The 18,211-nt window shown below is 62.7% G+C and carries 17 protein-coding genes; 2 read left to right on the top strand and 15 right to left on the bottom strand.

The genetic code is table 11. The features are described from left to right. Positions 1-10: 10 nt before the first annotated feature. The 9 genes from QMO80_RS03040 to QMO80_RS03080 all read right to left on the bottom strand — a co-directional run bounded on the left by QMO80_RS03040 (position 11) and on the right by QMO80_RS03080 (position 8,837). Positions 11-592 (bottom strand): GNAT family N-acetyltransferase, encoded by a 582-nt coding sequence (locus QMO80_RS03040; RefSeq protein WP_283198846.1) that lies wholly within the window; start codon positions 590-592, stop codon positions 11-13. Positions 593-596: 4 nt separating this feature from the next. Next, complete coding sequence (locus tag QMO80_RS03045; protein WP_283198847.1) at positions 597-1,238, bottom strand: SGNH/GDSL hydrolase family protein; 642 nt, start codon at positions 1,236-1,238, stop codon at positions 597-599. Positions 1,239-1,257: 19 nt separating this feature from the next. Beyond that, positions 1,258-2,616 (bottom strand): pyruvate dehydrogenase complex dihydrolipoamide acetyltransferase, encoded by a 1,359-nt coding sequence (locus QMO80_RS03050; protein WP_283198848.1) that lies wholly within the window; start codon positions 2,614-2,616, stop codon positions 1,258-1,260. Positions 2,617-2,631: 15 nt separating this feature from the next. Next, entirely contained in the window at positions 2,632-4,017 is a 1,386-nt protein-coding gene (locus tag QMO80_RS03055; protein WP_283198849.1) for a pyruvate dehydrogenase complex E1 component subunit beta, read from the bottom strand. A 16-nt stretch (positions 4,018-4,033) separates the two neighbouring features. After that, positions 4,034-5,080: a pyruvate dehydrogenase (acetyl-transferring) E1 component subunit alpha gene (gene pdhA / locus QMO80_RS03060; RefSeq protein WP_003579069.1), complete on the bottom strand. Its 1,047-nt coding sequence runs from the start codon at positions 5,078-5,080 to the stop codon at positions 4,034-4,036. Positions 5,081-5,225: 145 nt separating this feature from the next. Beyond that, positions 5,226-5,546, bottom strand: coding sequence for a septum formation initiator family protein (locus QMO80_RS03065; protein WP_049735204.1), 321 nt, complete (start codon positions 5,544-5,546; stop codon positions 5,226-5,228). A 136-nt stretch (positions 5,547-5,682) separates the two neighbouring features. Beyond that, positions 5,683-6,957, bottom strand: coding sequence for a phosphopyruvate hydratase (gene eno, locus QMO80_RS03070; protein WP_064838359.1), 1,275 nt, complete (start codon positions 6,955-6,957; stop codon positions 5,683-5,685). A 141-nt stretch (positions 6,958-7,098) separates the two neighbouring features. After that, complete coding sequence (gene kdsA, locus QMO80_RS03075) at positions 7,099-7,944, bottom strand: 3-deoxy-8-phosphooctulonate synthase (RefSeq protein ID WP_283200098.1); 846 nt, start codon at positions 7,942-7,944, stop codon at positions 7,099-7,101. Then, complete coding sequence (locus QMO80_RS03080; protein ID WP_283198850.1) at positions 7,944-8,837, bottom strand: VOC family protein; 894 nt, start codon at positions 8,835-8,837, stop codon at positions 7,944-7,946. Before QMO80_RS03080 ends, kdsA begins: the two co-directional genes overlap by 1 nt. Positions 8,838-9,033: 196 nt before the next feature. Between QMO80_RS03080 and lexA the strand changes: the two genes are divergently transcribed. After that, the gene (gene lexA, locus QMO80_RS03085) at positions 9,034-9,753 is read left to right on the top strand and encodes a transcriptional repressor LexA (protein WP_283198851.1); all 720 of its coding nucleotides are present in this window, start codon (positions 9,034-9,036) and stop codon (positions 9,751-9,753) included. On the opposite strand, the gene QMO80_RS03090 is transcribed toward lexA, so the two are convergent. Beyond that, positions 9,734-12,163: a ComEC/Rec2 family competence protein gene (locus QMO80_RS03090; protein WP_283198852.1), complete on the bottom strand. Its 2,430-nt coding sequence runs from the start codon at positions 12,161-12,163 to the stop codon at positions 9,734-9,736. The two genes, lexA and QMO80_RS03090, sit on opposite strands and share 20 nt — an antisense overlap. A gap of 290 nt (positions 12,164-12,453) precedes the next feature. Here QMO80_RS03090 and gltA point away from each other — a divergent pair, with 290 nt between their 5' ends. Continuing rightward, complete coding sequence (gene gltA / locus QMO80_RS03095) at positions 12,454-13,743, top strand: citrate synthase (RefSeq protein ID WP_049735207.1); 1,290 nt, start codon at positions 12,454-12,456, stop codon at positions 13,741-13,743. A 34-nt stretch (positions 13,744-13,777) separates the two neighbouring features. On the opposite strand, the gene lpxB is transcribed toward gltA, so the two are convergent. The 5 genes from lpxB to lpxD are packed head-to-tail and all read right to left on the bottom strand — an operon-like array spanning position 13,778 to position 18,171. Then, a complete protein-coding gene (gene lpxB / locus QMO80_RS03100) occupies positions 13,778-14,947 on the bottom strand; it encodes a lipid-A-disaccharide synthase (protein WP_283198853.1) in 1,170 nt (389 codons plus the stop codon). Beyond that, a complete protein-coding gene (locus QMO80_RS03105) occupies positions 14,944-15,825 on the bottom strand; it encodes an LpxI family protein (RefSeq protein ID WP_283198854.1) in 882 nt (293 codons plus the stop codon). The genes lpxB and QMO80_RS03105 overlap by 4 nt, the downstream gene beginning before the upstream one ends. Before the next feature lie 3 nt (positions 15,826-15,828). Next, the gene (lpxA, locus tag QMO80_RS03110) at positions 15,829-16,647 is read right to left on the bottom strand and encodes an acyl-ACP--UDP-N-acetylglucosamine O-acyltransferase (protein ID WP_283198855.1); all 819 of its coding nucleotides are present in this window, start codon (positions 16,645-16,647) and stop codon (positions 15,829-15,831) included. Beyond that, positions 16,644-17,111: a 3-hydroxyacyl-ACP dehydratase FabZ gene (gene fabZ / locus QMO80_RS03115; protein ID WP_283198856.1), complete on the bottom strand. Its 468-nt coding sequence runs from the start codon at positions 17,109-17,111 to the stop codon at positions 16,644-16,646. The genes lpxA and fabZ overlap by 4 nt, the downstream gene beginning before the upstream one ends. Then, a complete protein-coding gene (lpxD, locus tag QMO80_RS03120) occupies positions 17,104-18,171 on the bottom strand; it encodes a UDP-3-O-(3-hydroxymyristoyl)glucosamine N-acyltransferase (protein ID WP_283198857.1) in 1,068 nt (355 codons plus the stop codon). The genes fabZ and lpxD overlap by 8 nt, the downstream gene beginning before the upstream one ends. Positions 18,172-18,211: the final 40 nt, after the last annotated feature.

Raw genomic sequence — 18,211 nt, forward strand, 5'->3', positions numbered from 1 at the left:
CTGCCCTTTGTTACGCTGCGCTGCGGGTCATGAGCACCCACGCGTGGCTCTTGCTGTTGTCGAAGAGCGGCACGGCATCGGCGCGCGCAGCCTCCAGGAATCCGTTTCTTCCATAAAGCGACAGAGCCGCCTCGTTATCACTTGCGGTAATGAGACTGACGGGGCGGCGATCGGCCCTGTCGATCTGATCCTCCAGCAGTCTGCGTCCGATGCCGATGCCGCGCAGGTGGCGATAGACGCCGAGACTGCCGATGAACCAGCTTCCCACAACCGTTTTCTGCAAGGCGAGCATCGGCGCGGTCGCCGGGATCGTCGCCTCGATATCACCTATGCCGTCCTCCAGCGCATGGCCGATCGCCACACCGGCGACCTCGCCATAAGCCTCGGCGATGACCGCATCCCGCCAGCCGCCAACGGCCTCCTCCTCACCCATCTTCAGCCGCCCCCGCTCCAAGGGCGTGTCGCTGACGCCATTCGCCACATCGGCAAACCAGAGCCAGGAGGCAAACCCATGCGATGCGATATCCGCCAGGATCGCCAGCTCCGAGGCATCCCGCCGTGAGGCCTGCCGCAGGGCGATGAAGGCGGTCATATCCTCAGATCCCCAGCATCATCCGCACGATCGATTCCAGCCCGCGACCGAGCGAACGCGTATTCTCCGCATCGAGGTGAATGCCGTCGATCGGCGTGGTCCTGGCGACGGAGTTGCCGTCGAAGAAACCGCAGCCGAGTTCGTCGGCAAGATCACGATAAAGCGTTGCAAGCTTTGCCGATTCCTCGATGCCGCCGGGAAAGGAGGCGGCGAAGGGCACATTGCCGGTCGCGCAGATCGCCGGCGGCGCCACGATCAGGATCTCCGGCCCGTCGAATTCGAAGGGCCAGGCGTGGTTGCGGATCAGCCGCACGAGGCGGCTGATGCCTTGGCAGGCGGCAAAGGCCGAACCGGCCACGACCGGCTTCATGTCGTTGGTCCCGAGCAGAAGGATGACGAGGTCGAGCGGCGCATGCGTCTGCAGGATCGTCGGCAGAACGCGCGCGCCGTTGCGGTCGCAATCGGCGAGGTGGTCGTCGAAGGCGGTCGTGCGACCGTTCAGCCCTTCGGCGATGACGCGCGCCTCGCTGCCGAGCGCTGCCTGAAGCACGCTCGGCCAGCGATTCTTGTACTCATGACGACCGATCGTCTCGGCGTCATAACCCCAGGTCAGCGAGTCGCCATAGCAAAGAACGGTCTTGGTCATTTCCGCCTCCGCCCAGCGATCAGACAAGCATGCCCATCGGGTTTTCGATGTAGCCCTTGAAGGCCTGGAGCAGCTCGGCGCCGAGCGCGCCGTCAACGCAGCGATGGTCGGTCGACAACGTGACGGACATCACGGTGGCGATCGCCATTTCGCCGCCCTTGACAACGACCCGCTGTTCGCCGGCGCCGACGGCGAGGATCGTCGCATGCGGCGGGTTGACGACGGCTGCGAAGTTCTTCACGCCCATCATGCCCATGTTCGAGACCGAGCTGGTGCCGCCCTGATATTCCTCGGGCTTCAGCTTGCGGTCCTTGGCCCGCTTACCGAGATCGCGCATCTCGTTGGAGATGACAGACAGCGTCTTCTGCTCGGCCTTGCGGATGATCGGGGTGATCAGGCCGCCGGGGATCGAGACGGCGACGCCGACATCGGCGTGCTTGTGCTTGACCATGTTGCTATCGGTCCACGACACGTTGGCGTCGGGAACATCGCGCAGCGCCAGCGCCATGGCTTTGATGACCATGTCGTTGACCGAGAGCTTGTAGGCCGGAGCGTTGTCCTTGCGGGGAGCCGCATCGTTCAGCTGGGCGCGCAGCGCCATCAGCGCATCGAGCTCGCAATCGACGCTGACGTAGAAATGCGGGATCGTCTGCTTGGATTCGACCAGGCGCCGGGCGATCGTCTTGCGCATGCCGTCATGCGGCACGAGCTCGTAAGAACCCGGTTCGAAGAGCTTGAGCACGGCTTCCTCGGAAGCGCCCTTCGGCACTGCGGCGGCCGGAGCCGGAGCTGCGGCAGCCTGCGGAGCAGCAGCGGCCGGTGCGGCGGCAGCCTTGGCGCCACCGCCGGCAACGGCGGCTTCGACATCGCTCTTGACGACGCGGCCATGCGGGCCGGAGCCTGCGACCGCCGCAAGGTCGATGCCGGCTTCCTTGGCGAGCCTGCGGGCGAGCGGCGAAGAGAAGGTGCGGTTGCCGCTTGACGAAACCGCCGCGGGTGCGGCGGCAGGCGCCGGTGCAGCAGCCGGAGCGGGCTCAGCCTTCGCCGGTGCAGCCTCAGCCTTCGGCGCGGGTGCGGCTTCAGCCTTGGCCGGAGCGGCGGAACCGGCGCCGCTTGCGGCGGCGGCGACATCCTCGCCATCGGCGGCGAGAACGGCGATCAGCGCGTTGACCTTGACGCCTTCGGTGCCGGCCGGAACGACGAGCTTGGCGACCGTGCCTTCATCGACTGCTTCGACTTCCATCGTTGCCTTGTCGGTCTCGATCTCGGCGATCACATCGCCAGACTTGACCGGGTCGCCTTCCTTGACCAGCCACTTGGCCAGATTGCCTTCTTCCATGGTCGGAGAGAGGGCGGGCATCGTGATATTGATCGGCATCGAAATACCCTCCCCTTATTTGTAGCAAACAGCCTTCACCGCATCGACGACTTCGCCGACGTTCGGAAGCGCCAGCTTTTCGAGATTGGCGGCGTAAGGCATCGGCACGTCCTTGCCCGCAATCGTCAGGATCGGCGCATCGAGATAGTCGAAGGCCTGCTGCATGACGCGGGTGGCGATTTCGGTGCCGACCGACGACTGCGGGTAACCTTCCTCGACGGTGACCAGACGGCCGGTCTTCTTGACCGATTCGATGATCGTCGGCAGATCCATCGGGCGGATGGTGCGAAGGTCGATCAGCTCGACATCGATGCCGATCTTTTCGAGTTCGGCGGCGGCCTTCGTCGCATAGGTCATGCCGATGCCGAAGGAGACGACCGTGACATCCTTACCCGGACGGTGGATGCGGGCCTTGCCGATCGGCAGCACGAAATTGTCGAGCTTCGGCACGTCGAAGTGCTGGCCGTAGAGAATTTCGTTTTCGAGGAAGATCACCGGATTCGGATCGCGGATCGCAGCCTTCAGCAGGCCCTTGGCGTCGGATGCCGTGTAGGGCATGACGACCTTCAGGCCGGGGATCGCGCTGTACCAGGCGGCGTAATCCTGGCTGTGCTGGGCGCCGACGCGGGCGGCCGCACCGTTCGGGCCGCGGAAGACGATCGGCGCGCCCATCTGGCCGCCGGACATATAGAGCGTCTTGGCGGCCGAGTTGATGATGTGGTCGATCGCCTGCATGGCGAAGTTGAAGGTCATGAATTCGACGATCGGGCGAAGGCCGGCCATGGCGGCGCCGACGCCGACACCGGCGAAGCCGTGTTCGGTGATCGGCGTATCGATGACGCGGCGGGGGCCGAATTCCTGCAGCAACCCTTGAGTGACCTTGTAGGCGCCCTGATATTCGGCGACTTCCTCGCCCATGACGAAGACGTCGTCGCTGGCGCGCATTTCTTCGGCCATGGCGTCGCGGAGCGCTTCGCGCACGGTCATCGACACCATTTCGGTGCCGGCGGGGATTTCCGGGTCGTTCGGAACGGCAGCCTTCGGCTCGGCGGGAACGGGAGCGGCAGCCGAACCGCTGTTGGTCGGCTTTTCCTCCTGAGCAGCGACCGGAGCCGGCTGAGCAGCAGCAGGAGCGGCAGAAATCGCGTCGGCCGATTCGCCGTCCTGCAGCAGCACGGCAATCTTGGTGTTGACCTTGACGCCTTCGGTGCCGGCATCGACCAGCAGCTTGCCGATGACGCCTTCGTCGACGGCTTCGACTTCCATCGTCGCCTTGTCGGTTTCGATTTCGGCAATGACGTCGCCTGAAGTGACCTTGTCACCTTCCTGCTTCAGCCATTTGGACAGCGTGCCTTCTTCCATCGTCGGAGAGAGGGCGGGCATGAGGATATCGATAGGCATGGGTTCCCTCCCCCGATTAGAGCAGAATGTCGGTGTAGAGCTCGGATGCATCCGGCTCCGGATCGGCCTGGGCGAAATCGGCGCTGTCGGCGACGATGTCGCGGACATCCTTGTCGATCGCCTTCAGATCGTCTTCGGAGGCCCAGCCCTTTTCGATGAGGCGTGCCTTCACCTGCTCGATCGGATCCTGCTCGGAGCGCATCTTCTGCACTTCTTCCTTCGAGCGATATTTCGCCGGATCCGACATGGAGTGGCCGCGGTAACGATAGGTCAGCATTTCGAGAATGATCGGGCCCTTGCCGGAGCGGCAATGTTCGAGCGCCTCGTCGGCGGCCGCCTTGACGGCGCGAACGTCCATGCCGTCGACCTGGATGCCGGGGATGCCGAAGCCGGAGCCGCGCAGCGAGTAGTTCGACTGCGCAGTGGCGCGGGCCGTCGAGGTGCCCATGGCGTAGCGGTTGTTCTCGACGATATAGACGATCGGCAGCTTCCAGAGGGCCGCCATGTTGAAGCTCTCGTAGACCTGGCCCTGGTTGGCCGCGCCATCGCCGAAATAGGCGATCGAGACATTGCCGTTGCCGCGGTAATGGTTGGCAAAGGCAAGACCGGTTCCGAGCGAAACCTGGGCGCCGACGATGCCGTGGCCGCCGTAGAAATGCTTCTCTTTCGAGAACATGTGCATCGAGCCGCCCTTCCCGTGGGAATAGCCGCTGCGGCGGCCGGTCAGCTCGGCCATGACGCCGCGCGCTTCCATGCCGGTTGCCAGCATGTGGCCGTGGTCGCGATAGGCGGTGATGACCTGGTCACCTTCCTTCTGCGCCATCTGCATGCCGACGACGACAGCTTCCTGACCGATGTAGAGATGGCAGAAGCCGCCGATGAAGCCCATGCCGTAAAGCTGACCGGCCTTCTCCTCGAAGCGGCGGATCAGAAGCATCTCGCGATAGGCCTTGAGTTCCTCATCCCGATCGAAGTCGGCTACCGGGCCTCCATTCGATGCTTTGGCTGCTGGTTTTGCTGCAGTTTTGCGGCTGGAAACGGTCGCGGTCTTTCGCGGCGCCATTCAACCCTCCCTATGGGTTTGTCGTTTCTCGATGGCGCGTACCATAGGGAAGAAATATGACCACAGCAATGCCATAATTGCATGGCTCGTATTCGACACTAAACTATTGGAAATACATAGAAAATTCCAATTAACCTAATTCCGGTTAATTGGAATAATGGTTGAATATGACGATCTCGTCCGCGCGCGACATATTGAGCTGATAGCGCGCTTTTTCGTCCAGCATATCCTTGTCGAGCGAGCCATCACTCAGCAGCGCGACCTGATTTTCCAGATGTTCGCGCTTCGCCTTCAAGATCGCAAGCTCTTTTTCACGCGCGACGCGCTGATGCTCGAACGTCTCCGTTGCGCGCAGGCCGTAATCGCCGTGAATGCAATGATAGCCGAAATAGGAGAGGAAGGCGACCGTCATGGCCGGAATGACGAAGCGGCCGAATTTTCTCTTCTTATGATGCTTTGTCCACATACACGCATGCTCTTGAACGCATTACCAATTCGTTCAGCATAACGCCCAGAGATTAACCGTTCGTTGACCGTAAAAACGGGCAACAAAAAACCCGCGCCGGGAGGGGCGCGGGTCAAATTGTCGAAAGCAGATTCGATCAGCCGCGGATGATCGAGCGGCCGGCATACTGGGCCTGGGGGCCGAGGCCTTCCTCGATGCGGATCAGCTGGTTGTACTTGGCAAGCCGGTCGGAACGCGACAGCGAGCCGGTCTTGATCTGGCCGCAGTTGGTGGCGACCGCGAGATCGGCGATGGTCGAATCTTCGGTTTCGCCGGAGCGGTGCGACATGACGGCGGTGTAGGCAGCCTTATGCGCCGTGTTGACGGCGTCGAGCGTTTCCGTCAGCGAACCGATCTGGTTGACCTTGACGAGGATCGAGTTGGCGACGCCCATGCGGATGCCGTCGCGCAGGCGGGCGGAGTTGGTGACGAAGAGATCGTCGCCGACGAGCTGGGTCTTCTTGCCTGTGAGGTCGGTCAGCGTCTTCCAGCCGTCCCAGTCGTCTTCAGCCATGCCGTCCTCAATCGAGATGATCGGGTACTTGGCGGCAAGTTCGGCCAGATATTCGGCCATGGCGCCCGATTCGAGCGTGCGGCCTTCACCTTCGAGGACGTATTTGCCGTCCTTGAAGAACTCCGTCGAGGCGCAATCGAGACCGAGGTAGATGTCCTCACCCGGCCTGTAGCCGGCTTTCTCGACCGACTTGACGATGAAGTCGAGGGCTTCCGACGCGCTCTTCAGACCCGGTGCGAAGCCGCCTTCGTCGCCGACATTGGTATTGTGGCCCTGGGCTGCCAGTTCCTTGCGCAGCGTATGGAAGACTTCCGAACCCATGCGCACGGCTTCGGCGATCGTATCGGCGCCGACCGGCAGGATCATGAATTCCTGGAAGTCGATCGGATTGTCGGCATGGGCACCGCCGTTGATGATGTTCATCATCGGCACCGGCAGCAGGCTCGCCGAAGCGCCGCCGACATAACGGTAGAGCGGCAGGCCGGAGGCCTGGGCGGCAGCCTTGGCGACAGCCAGCGACACGCCGAGGATGGCGTTGGCGCCGAGGCGCGACTTGTTCGGCGTGCCGTCCAGCTCGATCATGATGTTGTCGATCTGGATCTGGTTTTCGGCGTCGATGCCGCCGATCGCGTCGAAAATCTCGGTATTGGCCGCATCGACCGCCTTTTGCACGCCCTTGCCAAGGTAGCGCTTGCCGCCGTCGCGTAGCTCGACCGCCTCATGCGCGCCGGTCGAGGCGCCCGAGGGAACGGCCGCGCGGCCCATGCTGCCGTCTTCGAGATAGACATCGACTTCGACGGTGGGATTGCCACGGCTATCGAGAATCTCGCGGGCGATGATATCGGTGATTGCAGTCATGGGTTCTTCCTGCTCGGTGGGTGATCAATCGTTCGAAGCCTGTCATAATCGAAGGCGTGCAAATTACAATGGCGCATTGCGGCACCCTCGACCTGCATGTCCGATCGTCGCTATAGCACGAACATGTCAGGCTTTTGACTGTCAGCCCTTGGCGACGGCGTCGAAGGCCAGCAGCTTTTCCAGAAGCCGCGGCATGTCCTTGAGATAGACCATGTTCGGGCCGTCGGACGGTGCGTTGTCGGGGTCCTGGTGGGTTTCGACGAAAACGCCGGCAATACCGGTCGCCACCGCTGCGCGCGCCAGCGTTTCCACGAATTCCCGCTGACCGCCGGAGGAATCGCCCTGCCCGCCCGGCTGCGCCACGGAATGGGTCGCATCGAAGACGACGGGCGCGCCCATCGATGCCATGATCGGCAGTGAGCGCATGTCGGAAACCAAAGTATTGTAGCCGAAGGAGGCGCCGCGTTCGCAGAGCAGCACGTTCGGGTTGCCGCTGGCGTTGAGCTTCTTCAGCACGTTCTTCATGTCCCAAGGAGCAAGAAACTGGCCTTTCTTGACATTGACGGCGCGGCCGGTCTCGGCGGCGGCGATCAGAAGGTCGGTCTGGCGGCAGAGGAAGGCCGGGATCTGCAGGACATCGACCACCTTTGCCACTTCGGCGCATTGCTCGGCCGTGTGAACGTCGGTCAGGACGGGAAAGCCGAACTCCTTCTTCAGGTCGGCGAAGACTTCCATGCCCTTTTCAAGCCCGATGCCGCGCTCGGCCGAGAGCGAGGTGCGGTTCGCCTTGTCGAAGGAACTCTTGTAGACGAGGCCGATTCCGAGCTTGGCACAGAGCTCTTTCAGCGTGCCGGCAACCATGAAGGCATGGTCGCGGCTCTCCATCTGGCAAGGGCCGGCAATCAGCGACAGGCGGCCGCTATTGGAAAAGGTGACCTGGCCTGCGCCCTCGCCGATCCTGACTTCCGAATTCGTATCAGTGCTCATCATCTTTCCTCGAAGGCGAAAAGCGTGCCTTGCCCGGGCGCCGGCTTCACCAAAATGCGGTTGTTCTTGCGCGTGTATGTCACTCCGTTAGCAGCCAAATGCGCTTCTGTCACGGCAAGATCGGCAACAGTGAAGAGGATCGCCCGGCCGCGCAGACCGCGATCGGCGGATGAGACGGCGGCCTCGAAATAGGCCTCCAGTCCTTCCGATGTCATCAGGCTGATTTTCGCATTCGGCGCCGCGATATTGACCCCGAAACCGGTTTTCTCGACGGCCGATTGCGCCATGGCAAGGCTGACGAAGCCGGCGAAGGCGGCGGCATCGGGCGCGCTGAGCGCGATCTCGGCAATGCCGGTCACGCCATTGGCGTGTGTCTCCAGCGCGCCGCGGTCGGCCGGCAATGGATTGATGCGCTGGCAGGTGAAGAGAAAGAAATCGGGTGCCCGCAGATCGCCCGCAAAGGCCAGTTTGAAGCTGCCGACGCTTTCAGAACCATCCGGCATTTTCATCGGCCGGCTGAACTCCAGCATCTCGCCGGCGCTCGATCCGCCTGAAATGAAGCTTTGATGGTCGATGCCGGCATCTTCAGTGCCGAAAACCACCGCCGAAAGCCCCTCATCGCCGCAGCGGAAGCGGAAAGCGCGGTTGCGGGCGGTGAAGACATTGCCTTGCCGCGCCGATGCCTCGCTCTCCTCGACGCTCGCGATACCGAGCGGCTCCAGATAGGTCTTGTCGGCAAAGAAGACGCAGGCATTCTCCGTTCCGAAGGGATGGCGGGCGTCGGCGGCAACGGTGAAGCCGAGCTTGCCGAGCCTTTCGCGCGCCAGATCGATATTGACGACCGGCAGCACGACATGATCGAGCGGGTGCGGTTTGGCGGCATGCGTGTTCATGATATCCCCTTCTGCAATCGCGAAGAGATGTGCGACGGCGCTATCCTCAATGCAAGACATGGCGCCAATCCGGCGAATGAAAATAAAAATCTCAACGAGTTGGCGGCAAGTTTTACGGAAATTTAGCCACTTGCGGAACACATATGGAACATATAGTGTCTGTTCTGGATTTGTTTCAATCAGGGGTCACACGCCGATGCTCACGCGCAAACAACAGGAGCTTCTCCTTTTCATTCATGAGCGCATGAAGGAATCCGGCGTTCCACCGTCTTTCGACGAGATGAAGGATGCCCTGGATCTGGCCTCGAAATCCGGCATTCATCGCCTGATCACGGCGCTTGAGGAACGCGGCTTCATTCGCCGCCTACCGAACCGCGCCCGGGCGCTCGAGGTCATCAAGCTTCCCGAAGCTTACAGCCCCAGCATCCAGCCCCGGCGCGGCTTTTCGCCGAGCGTCATCGAGGGCAGCCTCGGCAAGCCCCAGCCGGTCGCCGCCCCCGCACCGGTCAAACCCGCCGCCGACAACGGCAACTCGGTCTCGGTGCCGGTCATGGGCCGAATCGCTGCGGGCGTTCCGATCTCGGCGATCCAGAACAACACCCACGACATCGTCGTTCCCTCAGACATGCTCGGCTCCGGTGAACATTACGCGCTGGAGGTCAAGGGCGATTCGATGATCGACGCCGGCATCTTCGACGGCGACACGGTGATCATCCGCAACGGCAGCACAGCAAGTCCCGGCGATATCGTCGTTGCCCTCGTCGACGACGAGGAAGCGACGCTGAAACGCTTCCGCCGCAAGGGCGCCTCGATCGCGCTTGAAGCGGCCAACCCGGCTTACGAGACCCGGATCTTCGGACCGGACCGCGTCAAGGTGCAGGGCAAGCTCGTCGGCCTCATTCGCCGCTATCATTGACGCTGGACGGGCCGGTTTCGGCAAAACTGTTGCTGCGCCAGTCATAGGCACGATGGCGCATCCACGGCCGCGACAGGCTCTCGAATGCGGTTGCGACCTCCAGGCCGGCGTCCGCGAAGCGCAATTCGACGGAACCGGACCTGCGCAGCGTCTCACCGGTGAAGAGCGTCGCGCCTGAGCGGCAGCCGTTGAACCGCAGGCGAACAGACGTCACGACAATATCCGCCGCGTCGCAGGCCGAACCGAGATAGGCGGCATTGTCGATGACCGTTATGACGCGGCCATTGCCAAGCCTCGATGTACACCAGGCCTTCTTGACGCAGGAAAAGCGGTTTGCTTCACCGCCCGCGGCGGCCGCCCGCATCGCCGTCCTCGCTTCGTTTTGCTGATCGCGGGAAAGCCTGACGCGGCGGTCTTCTCCCTCCGGAGGAATAGCGGGGCCGTCCAGCATTTTCGGCGGGTGATGCGTCGGCAGGACCAGCGCTCTCTGCCATTGGTCGAAGATGAAATCCGGCGGGTTTTCACGGTTGGAAGCCATTGCCGCCACTGCAACCAGCGCGACCAGGCTGCCATCCTCGGAAATCACCAGATCCGGCGGTCGAGGGGCCGGGAGAACCAGCAGGATGAGCGTCGAGACGGCGAGGATCGATGTGCCGGCATGGCGCAGCCGGGTGCGCAGCAGCGTCAGCAACAGGAAGCCTGCCACGGCGACGGCGAAATACCAGGCGGGCAGACGGCCGACGCCGATATCACCGCCCCAGCCGGACACCGTCTTGGCGACAGCGATCACCAGGTCGAGACCGAAGCCGACCACCTCCCAGAGCGGAGCGTCCAGACCGAACGGCATCAGCAACATCGCCAGCAGCCCGGCCGGCATGACGATGAAGGAGATGATCGGCATCGTCGCGAGGTTTGCCGGCAGGCCGTAAGCGGTCAGCCGATGAAAATGCTCGATCGAAAACAGCGCCGTGGAAAAACCGCCGATCAGCGAGGTCAGCAGGACGCCGCCGAAGAAACCGGCGACGGCCACGACCGGGCGGAAGATCGGCAGCTTGAGCAAGGCGTTTTCGCGGACGCGCCGATCCTTCCACAGCTGATAGCCCGATACCAGTGCCAATGTCGCGGCAAAGGACATCTGGAAGCTCGGGCCCAAGACTTCGGAGGGTGAAATGGCGATGATAACAAGCGCCGAGAGAACGACATTGCGCAGGCTGATCGACGGCCGATCGAAGAAGACGGCGATCAGCATGATGGCCATCATGATGAAGGCGCGTTCGGCCGAGACCCCGAAGCCGGAGATCAGAAAGTAGGCGGTGACGGCGATGAGCGCGCCAGCGGCTGCGATCTTCTTCGTCGGATAGGCCTGAGCGACAACAGGAAAGAGGCTGAGCAGCATGCGAAAGCCGACGAAGAAAATGCCGGCCGACAGCGCCATGTTGAGACCCGAGATCGCGACGATATGGGCAAGGCCCGACTGGCGCAGCGCCTCCGTCGTCGCATTCGAGATGGCGCGCCGCTCGTCGGTCACCAGCGCGGCGGCAAAGGCGCCGGTGTCGCCGGGCAGGATCGACCGTATGCGGTCGCCGATGCTGCTGCGCAGCCGGTAGAGCCATTCGAGCAGAGCGTCCGACGTCGATCTTGCCGCTTGCGGACCCGCCTCCAAATCCTTCTCCGGAGCGCCGTAGAAGAGGCCGTTGGCGCCGATGCCGTCGAAATAGGCGCTGAAGGAGAAGTCGTTGAGTTCGGGAAGTGCGGGGCCTGACGGCGGCGTCAGCCGTGCCCTGCCGGTGACGATGTCGCCGATCTCGAAAGGCGTGTCGGCGCCGCGGACAATCGCGGTTATGCGCCCCGGCGGCCGCTTCAACTCCGGCGCTTCAGTGCCGGTGAGCGCAAGAATGTAGCGCCAGCGCCCGCGGCCGTCGCCTTCGCGCCGTTCGACACGGCCGGTCACGGTCGTCGTCACCGAGGAATCGAGGATCACGGTCGAAGCCCGCCAGCTCTCGAACTGTGCGCAGAGCATGCCGCAAACCACCAGTGCAAGCGCCAGCAGCGTTGCCCGCAACGCCGTCCGGCTGCGGCCGGTCATGAGAACCGCGATCGTCAATACGGACAGCGAGAGCAGCGATGCAATGAGCGGAAAATCGGATGCCGCCAGAAACCAGAAGGCTGCGCCGGCGCCAAGGAAGACCGGTGAAAGCAGCAGCAGGCGGCCGTGATCCGCCTCCTCGCTCAGCATGTGCCTGCAGGCCCGCAGCGAATGCCGGGCTGCGGCCGGCAGCCGGTGGCGCCAGGGTGTCGCCGACTGCGTCCTTGCCGGTCGCGGCACCACGGCAGGCAGAGAAAAACCGGAGGGGCCGGCTGAGCCGGCGCCAGCTTCCGGCCGCAATTCGACTGTCGTCAGTTCCTGCATGCGCCGCCCAAGGTCACCCGCGAAGGCGGCCAGAATGCAACCTCCAATCAAATCCGGCAAGAATAATCGATTGAAATATGAGGGAAAATCGCGAGCGTCAAAAGGCCAGTCGAATCATTGGCTTCCGATATGCGCGCCGCTCATCGCTGCAGTGCCTAAAAGGTGATACTGCAATGCACAAAATGCCGTCACGGTAACTTGGCATTAGCTTCGCGATCATATAGCTATCGGTGAGGACGCTTAACCCCTATGGCGCTTTTATGGCGCCACCGCCATTTCGGAGGATCAGCATGACGGATCAAAGCGCTACAATAAAAATCGGTGACAAATCTGTCGACCTAGCCGTCAAGAGCGGCACGATCGGCCCGAGCGTCATCGATATCGGTGCTCTCTATAAGAACACCGCCTCCTTCACTTACGATCCGGGTTTTACCTCGACCGCATCCTGTGAATCCAAGATCACCTACATCGACGGCGACGAAGGTGTGCTGCTGCACCGCGGCTATCCGATCGAGCAGCTGGCCGAGCATGGCGACTTCCTCGAAGTCTGCTATCTGCTTCTTTACGGCGAACTGCCGACCACCGCGCAGAAGAAGGATTTCGATTACCGCGTCACGCACCACACCATGGTGCACGAGCAGATGAGCCGCTTCTTCACCGGCTTCCGCCGCGACGCGCATCCGATGGCCGTCATGTGCGGCTGCGTCGGCGCGCTGTCGGCCTTCTATCACGACTCGACCGATATCACCGATCCGCATCAGCGCATGGTCGCCAGCCTGCGCATGATCGCCAAGATGCCGACGCTTGCCGCCATGGCCTACAAGTACCATATCGGCCAGCCCTTCGTTTACCCGAAGAACGACCTCGATTACGCCTCGAACTTCCTGCGCATGTGCTTTGCCGTGCCTTGCGAGGAGTATGTGGTCAATCCGGTGCTTGCCCGCGCCATGGACCGCATCTTCATCCTGCATGCCGATCACGAGCAGAACGCCTCGACCTCGACCGTCCGTCTTGCCGGTTCGTCGGGCGCCAACCCGTTCGCCTGCATCGCGGCCGGCATCGCCTGCCTCTGGGGCCCTGCCCATGGCGGCGCCAACGAAGCAGCGCTCAACATGCTGAATGAGATCGGCTCGGTCGACCACATTCCTGAGTATATTGCCCGCGCCAAGGACAAGAACGATCCGTTCCGCCTGATGGGCTTCGGCCACCGCGTCTACAAGAACTACGATCCGCGCGCCAAGATCATGCAGAAGACGACGCATGAAGTGCTCGGCGAACTCGGCATCAAGGACGATCCGTTGCTCGAAGTGGCGATGGAGCTGGAGCGCATCGCACTTACCGACGAATATTTCATCGAAAAGAAGCTCTATCCCAACATCGACTTCTATTCCGGCATCACGCTGAAGGCCCTGGGCTTCCCCACGACCATGTTCACCGTGCTGTTTGCGCTTGCCCGCACCGTCGGCTGGATCGCGCAGTGGAACGAGATGATCGAGGATCCGGAACAGCGCATCGGCCGCCCGCGCCAGCTCTATGTCGGCGAACCGAAGCGTGACTACATCCCGGTTTCGAAGCGCTGATCGCTCCGATCAATCGGCTCAAAAGAAAACCCGGTCAGAACTGACCGGGTTTTTTCTTTTTCAGCACGTCGAGAAGGATTTCGGCGGCATGTTCGCCCGGTGGTTTTTCGGTCTGCATGCGCTGCCAGATGAGATCGTAGCCTTCCTTCATCGCCTTGAGCTGATAGGTGTCGGCCGACAGCCTCTCCATCCAGCGTGCGAGACTTGCGCCGCGAACGATATCGTTCAGATATTCCGGCACGACCGCGTAATCGGCAATCAGGTTCGGCAGCGCGCCGGTCCAGGTCTTGATGGCCGATGTCAGCAGCCGCATGATCCAGTCGACCTTGTAGGCGGAGACGACGGGAACATCGGCGAGCGCCAGTTCGAGAATAACGGTTCCGGATGCCGCCATGGCGGCATCGGCTTCCGCGAAGGCCTGCCATTTTGCTTCAGCGCCGACAACGATTTCCGGCTTGACCGCCCAGTTCGCCGTCAATTGGCGAACCAGCGCTTGCCTGTGCGTCACGGTCGGCAGAACAAAGCGCATCGGTCCGTTGCGGGCGACAAGTTCGCTTGCCGCCACCTCGAAATGCGGCAGCAGCTTCTGAATTTCGGAGGAACGTGAGCCGGGCAGAAGCAGGATTGCGCCGTTGCCGGGCTGCCGGCCGGAGCGCAGGCGCCGGGTTTCCAGCAGCGATGGGTCGGCCGTCAGGCGATGGCCGACATAGGTGGTTCGCGGCCCGCCGAGGCGCTGCATCGTCGCCGGCTCGAAGGGCAGGACGGCCAGCACATGATCGACATAGGCGAGCATGCGCGTGGCGCGATATTCTTTCCAGGCCCAGACGCTCGGACAGACATAATTGACGACAGGCAGATCGGGCAGCGCCGTGCGGACGCGCTTTGCAACGCGATGGGTGAAATCCGGGCTGTCGATAATGAGCAGAACATCGGGCCTTGCAGCCACGATGGCGGCGGTCGTCCGGCGGATCAGCGTATAGAGCTTCGGCAGCCGGCTCAACACCTGGGTAATGCCCATGATCGACAGTTCGGAGAAATCGAACAGGGATTGCAAGCCTTCCGCCTGTAGTCCCTCGCCGCCGACGCCGACAAGTTCCACCGGCCCCGAATGAATCCGCTTCAGGGCGGCGATGAGATCGGCACCGAGCAGATCACCCGACACCTCGCCGGCAATGACGGCAATCTTCAGCGGCGCCCCGTTCATTCGAGCCCCCATGCCGGCAGCCCGCGATCGATGCCGCAGACAAAAAGCCCCGCCTCATCAGCGGCCTGGATGACGGCGGCGCGATCGAGCACCAGCGAGCGGCCGGCCTCCACCGCGATGCCGCCGAGACCGGCTTTTTTTGCGTTCAAAATGGTGGAAACGCCGATCGCCGGCAGGTCGGCGCGGATATCCTGTTGCGGCTTGCAGAGCTTGACGAGCGCGCCGCGACGCCGCGGCGAGATGCGCCCGGCGGCTCGGAGACCTGCGACACGGTCCAGCATCTCATCCGTGCCCTCGAGCCCCTCGAGTGCCACGACACGCCCGCCGATGCTGATAGCGCCCTGCCCGACATCGAGCCGGCCGAGCATGTCCGCCGCTTCGGCGGCGCGGCGGATATCGCGCCGGTCTTCCTCAGCGGGCGCTGCTGCGCCAAGCGGGCCGACAGAGGCAAGCAGATCGGGGGCAATTTCATGGGCGCCGACAACGCGGCGGCCGTTTCCTTCGATCAGCCGGATGACCATCTGCAGAACCGTGTCGTCGCCGCCGGAGAGCAGCGTGCGGATGGCGGCCGGGACTTTCATCAGGATGCGCAGCGTCGGGCGCACTTCGCGCCATTCCGGCCGGCGGGCCACGCTGCCCGACATCACCACACGGCCGACGCCATAACGGTTGAACAGCCCGTCAAGAGCGGCGAAATCGCCGATGCCGATGACGGCGTGATCGTAGTCTTCCCAGCGCCGGTCGCTCTCGTCCTTCAGGGCGACGATGACGGGATTTTCACCCGCCGCACGCGCGGCTTCGGCGACATAAGAAGGCAGGAGACCGCCGCCGGCAATGATCGCCAGCCGGCCCGCAGCGGTGTCGCCCGATAAAGCCACGGATCAGCCCTTCTGCCCCCGGGTCGGCGAGGACAGAGCGCGGTCGCTTTCGGCCGCGATGAAGTCGAGGATCTGGACCACCTGCTCGCAATCGGCATATTCGTCGCGGATGGCGGCGGCGTTTTCGCGGACCGAACCCGCTCCTTCGAAGATCGACTTATAGGCGCGACGCACCCGATGAATGACGGCGCGGTCGACGCCGGCGCGCGTCATGCCGACGACATTGAGGCCGCTCAGCAGGCCGGGATTGCCGTTCAGCATGCCGTAGGGAATGACGTCGTAACTCACCGCCGAAAGCCCGCCGACAAAGGCCTGCCGGCCGACGCGGGTGAACTGGTGAACGGCCGAGCCGCCGCCCAGGATGACGCGATCCTCGATAACGACATGGCCGGCGAGCATGACGTTGTTCGACATGATCACGTGATTGCCGACCTTGCAGTCATGCGCGACGTGGGAATTGGCCAGGAAGAGGTTGTTGTCGCCAACGACCGTCCGGCCGCCGAAATCGGCCGTGCCGGTATTCATCGTCACGCCTTCGCGCATCGTGCAGTTGGCGCCGACCGAAAGCGTCGTCTCCTCGCCGCCGTGATGCACGCTCTGCGGATCGCCGCCGATGACGGCCATCGGAAAGATGCGCGTGCCCTTGCCGATCACGGTGCGGCCGGTGACGACCGCATGCGACAGGAGCTCGACATTTTCATGCAGGACGACGTGCGGCCCGACATGGCAGAAGGGACCGATCTTGACGCCCTCACCGATCACAGCCCCGTCTTCGACGACAGCCATCGGGTGAATGCGGGCGCTTTCGGCGATAGTGCTCATGCCTGTTCCTTACGAACGATCATCGCGCCGATATCGGCTTCGGCGACAAGCGCGCCGTCAACCTTGGCGTCGCAATGGAATTTCCAGATATTGCCGCGCTGCTTGTGCTTGCTGACATGGAATTCGACGCGATCGCCGGGAACGACAGGCTTGCGGAAGCGCGCGTTCTCGATGGTCATGAAGTAGACGAGGTTGCCGGGCTGGCCTTCCTTCTTGGCACAGATCGCACCCGCGGTCTGCGCCATGCCCTCGATCAGGAGAACGCCCGGCATGATCGGAGCCTCCGGAAAATGGCCGGTGAAATGCGGTTCGTTCACCGTGACATTCTTGATGCCGATCGCGCTGTTGTCACCGTCGATCTCGATGATCTTGTCGACCATGAGGAAGGGATAACGATGCGGCAGCAGCTTCATGATCTCGATGATGTCAGCCGAAGAAAGCGTTGTCGTGGCTTCCTCAGTCATTTTCCTTGCCTCCAGGGTTCCGGCCGCGCAACTTGGACTTCGACACTTGTTGTGCAGCCTCTCTCAGATAGTCTTTTAGCGGACGAGCAGGTACACCGCCATATTGTCCGCCGGCGGCAAGATCGGTCATGATACCGCTTTTGGCGGCGATCTGCACGCCGTCACCGATCGTCACATGTCCCTTGATGCCGGCCTGGCCGCCGATCTGTACGCCGTTGCCGATCTTCGTGCTGCCGGCGATGCCGACCTGCGCGACAATGGCGCAATGGCGGCCCATCTGGACGTTGTGGCCGATCTGCACCTGGTTGTCGATCTTGGTGCCCTCGCCGATCACCGTATCGTCCATGGCACCGCGGTCGATCGTGGTATTGGCGCCGATCTCGACATTGTCCTGGATGATCACCCGGCCGATCTGGACGATCTTGATCATGCCGCGCGGGCCGGGCGCATAGCCGAAACCATCCTGACCGATGCGAACGCCGTTGTGGATGATGACGCCGTTGCCGATCAGCGCGCAGAGAATGCTGGCGCCGGCTGCGATCGAACAATCGCGGCCGATCTTGACGTTCGGGCCGATGACACTGTGGGCGCCGATGCGCGTGCCTTCGCCGATTTCGGCATGCGCGCCGATAACCGCCAGCGGCTCGACGATCACGCCCTTTTCCAGCCTGGCGGTCGGATCGATCACCGCGCTCGGCGCGATCTCGCCTTCCCCCGGCGAAATGGCGACAGGACGCAATGCCGCGGGATAAAACAGGCCGCCCGCCATCGCGAAGGCCGCGTGCGGATTGGACGACAGGATGAGCGGGATGTGCGGGGGGACGAGATCGACGAGCGCCTTGTCGCAGATCACCGCCGAGGCTTCGCATGTCGCCAGCTCATCGCGGCTGCGGCGCGACAAGATATAACAGACATCACCTGCCCGAGCCCTGTGGATCGGGGCAACTGACCTGACGATAACATCGGAATGCTCGGAATTGGCAAGTTCCGCCCCAAGAAACTCTGCCAGCTCAGCGAGCTTCAGACCTTCATGGGGCAGAAAAAAAACGTTTTGCTCCATCGGCAATGCTCCAGAACGGAATTGAGTCTTACAGTTCCGG

The organism is Rhizobium sp. BT03, assembly GCF_030053155.1.
In the GTDB taxonomy this organism is placed as follows: Bacteria; Pseudomonadota; Alphaproteobacteria; order Rhizobiales; family Rhizobiaceae; genus Rhizobium.

Coding starts and splice junctions, on each gene's coding strand:
- QMO80_RS03040 (WP_283198846.1), bottom strand. CDS start 592: ATGACCGCCTTCATCGCCCTGCGGCAGGCCTCACGGCGGGATGCCTCG.
- QMO80_RS03045 (WP_283198847.1), bottom strand. CDS start 1,238: ATGACCAAGACCGTTCTTTGCTATGGCGACTCGCTGACCTGGGGTTAT.
- QMO80_RS03050 (WP_283198848.1), bottom strand. CDS start 2,616: ATGCCGATCAATATCACGATGCCCGCCCTCTCTCCGACCATGGAAGAA.
- QMO80_RS03055 (WP_283198849.1), bottom strand. CDS start 4,017: ATGCCTATCGATATCCTCATGCCCGCCCTCTCTCCGACGATGGAAGAA.
- pdhA (WP_003579069.1), bottom strand. CDS start 5,080: ATGGCGCCGCGAAAGACCGCGACCGTTTCCAGCCGCAAAACTGCAGCA.
- QMO80_RS03065 (WP_049735204.1), bottom strand. CDS start 5,546: ATGTGGACAAAGCATCATAAGAAGAGAAAATTCGGCCGCTTCGTCATT.
- eno (WP_064838359.1), bottom strand. CDS start 6,957: ATGACTGCAATCACCGATATCATCGCCCGCGAGATTCTCGATAGCCGT.
- kdsA (WP_283200098.1), bottom strand. CDS start 7,944: ATGAGCACTGATACGAATTCGGAAGTCAGGATCGGCGAGGGCGCAGGC.
- QMO80_RS03080 (WP_283198850.1), bottom strand. CDS start 8,837: ATGAACACGCATGCCGCCAAACCGCACCCGCTCGATCATGTCGTGCTG.
- lexA (WP_283198851.1), top strand. CDS start 9,034: ATGCTCACGCGCAAACAACAGGAGCTTCTCCTTTTCATTCATGAGCGC.
- QMO80_RS03090 (WP_283198852.1), bottom strand. CDS start 12,163: ATGCAGGAACTGACGACAGTCGAATTGCGGCCGGAAGCTGGCGCCGGC.
- gltA (WP_049735207.1), top strand. CDS start 12,454: ATGACGGATCAAAGCGCTACAATAAAAATCGGTGACAAATCTGTCGAC.
- lpxB (WP_283198853.1), bottom strand. CDS start 14,947: ATGAACGGGGCGCCGCTGAAGATTGCCGTCATTGCCGGCGAGGTGTCG.
- lpxA (WP_283198855.1), bottom strand. CDS start 16,647: ATGAGCACTATCGCCGAAAGCGCCCGCATTCACCCGATGGCTGTCGTC.
- fabZ (WP_283198856.1), bottom strand. CDS start 17,111: ATGACTGAGGAAGCCACGACAACGCTTTCTTCGGCTGACATCATCGAG.
- lpxD (WP_283198857.1), bottom strand. CDS start 18,171: ATGGAGCAAAACGTTTTTTTTCTGCCCCATGAAGGTCTGAAGCTCGCT.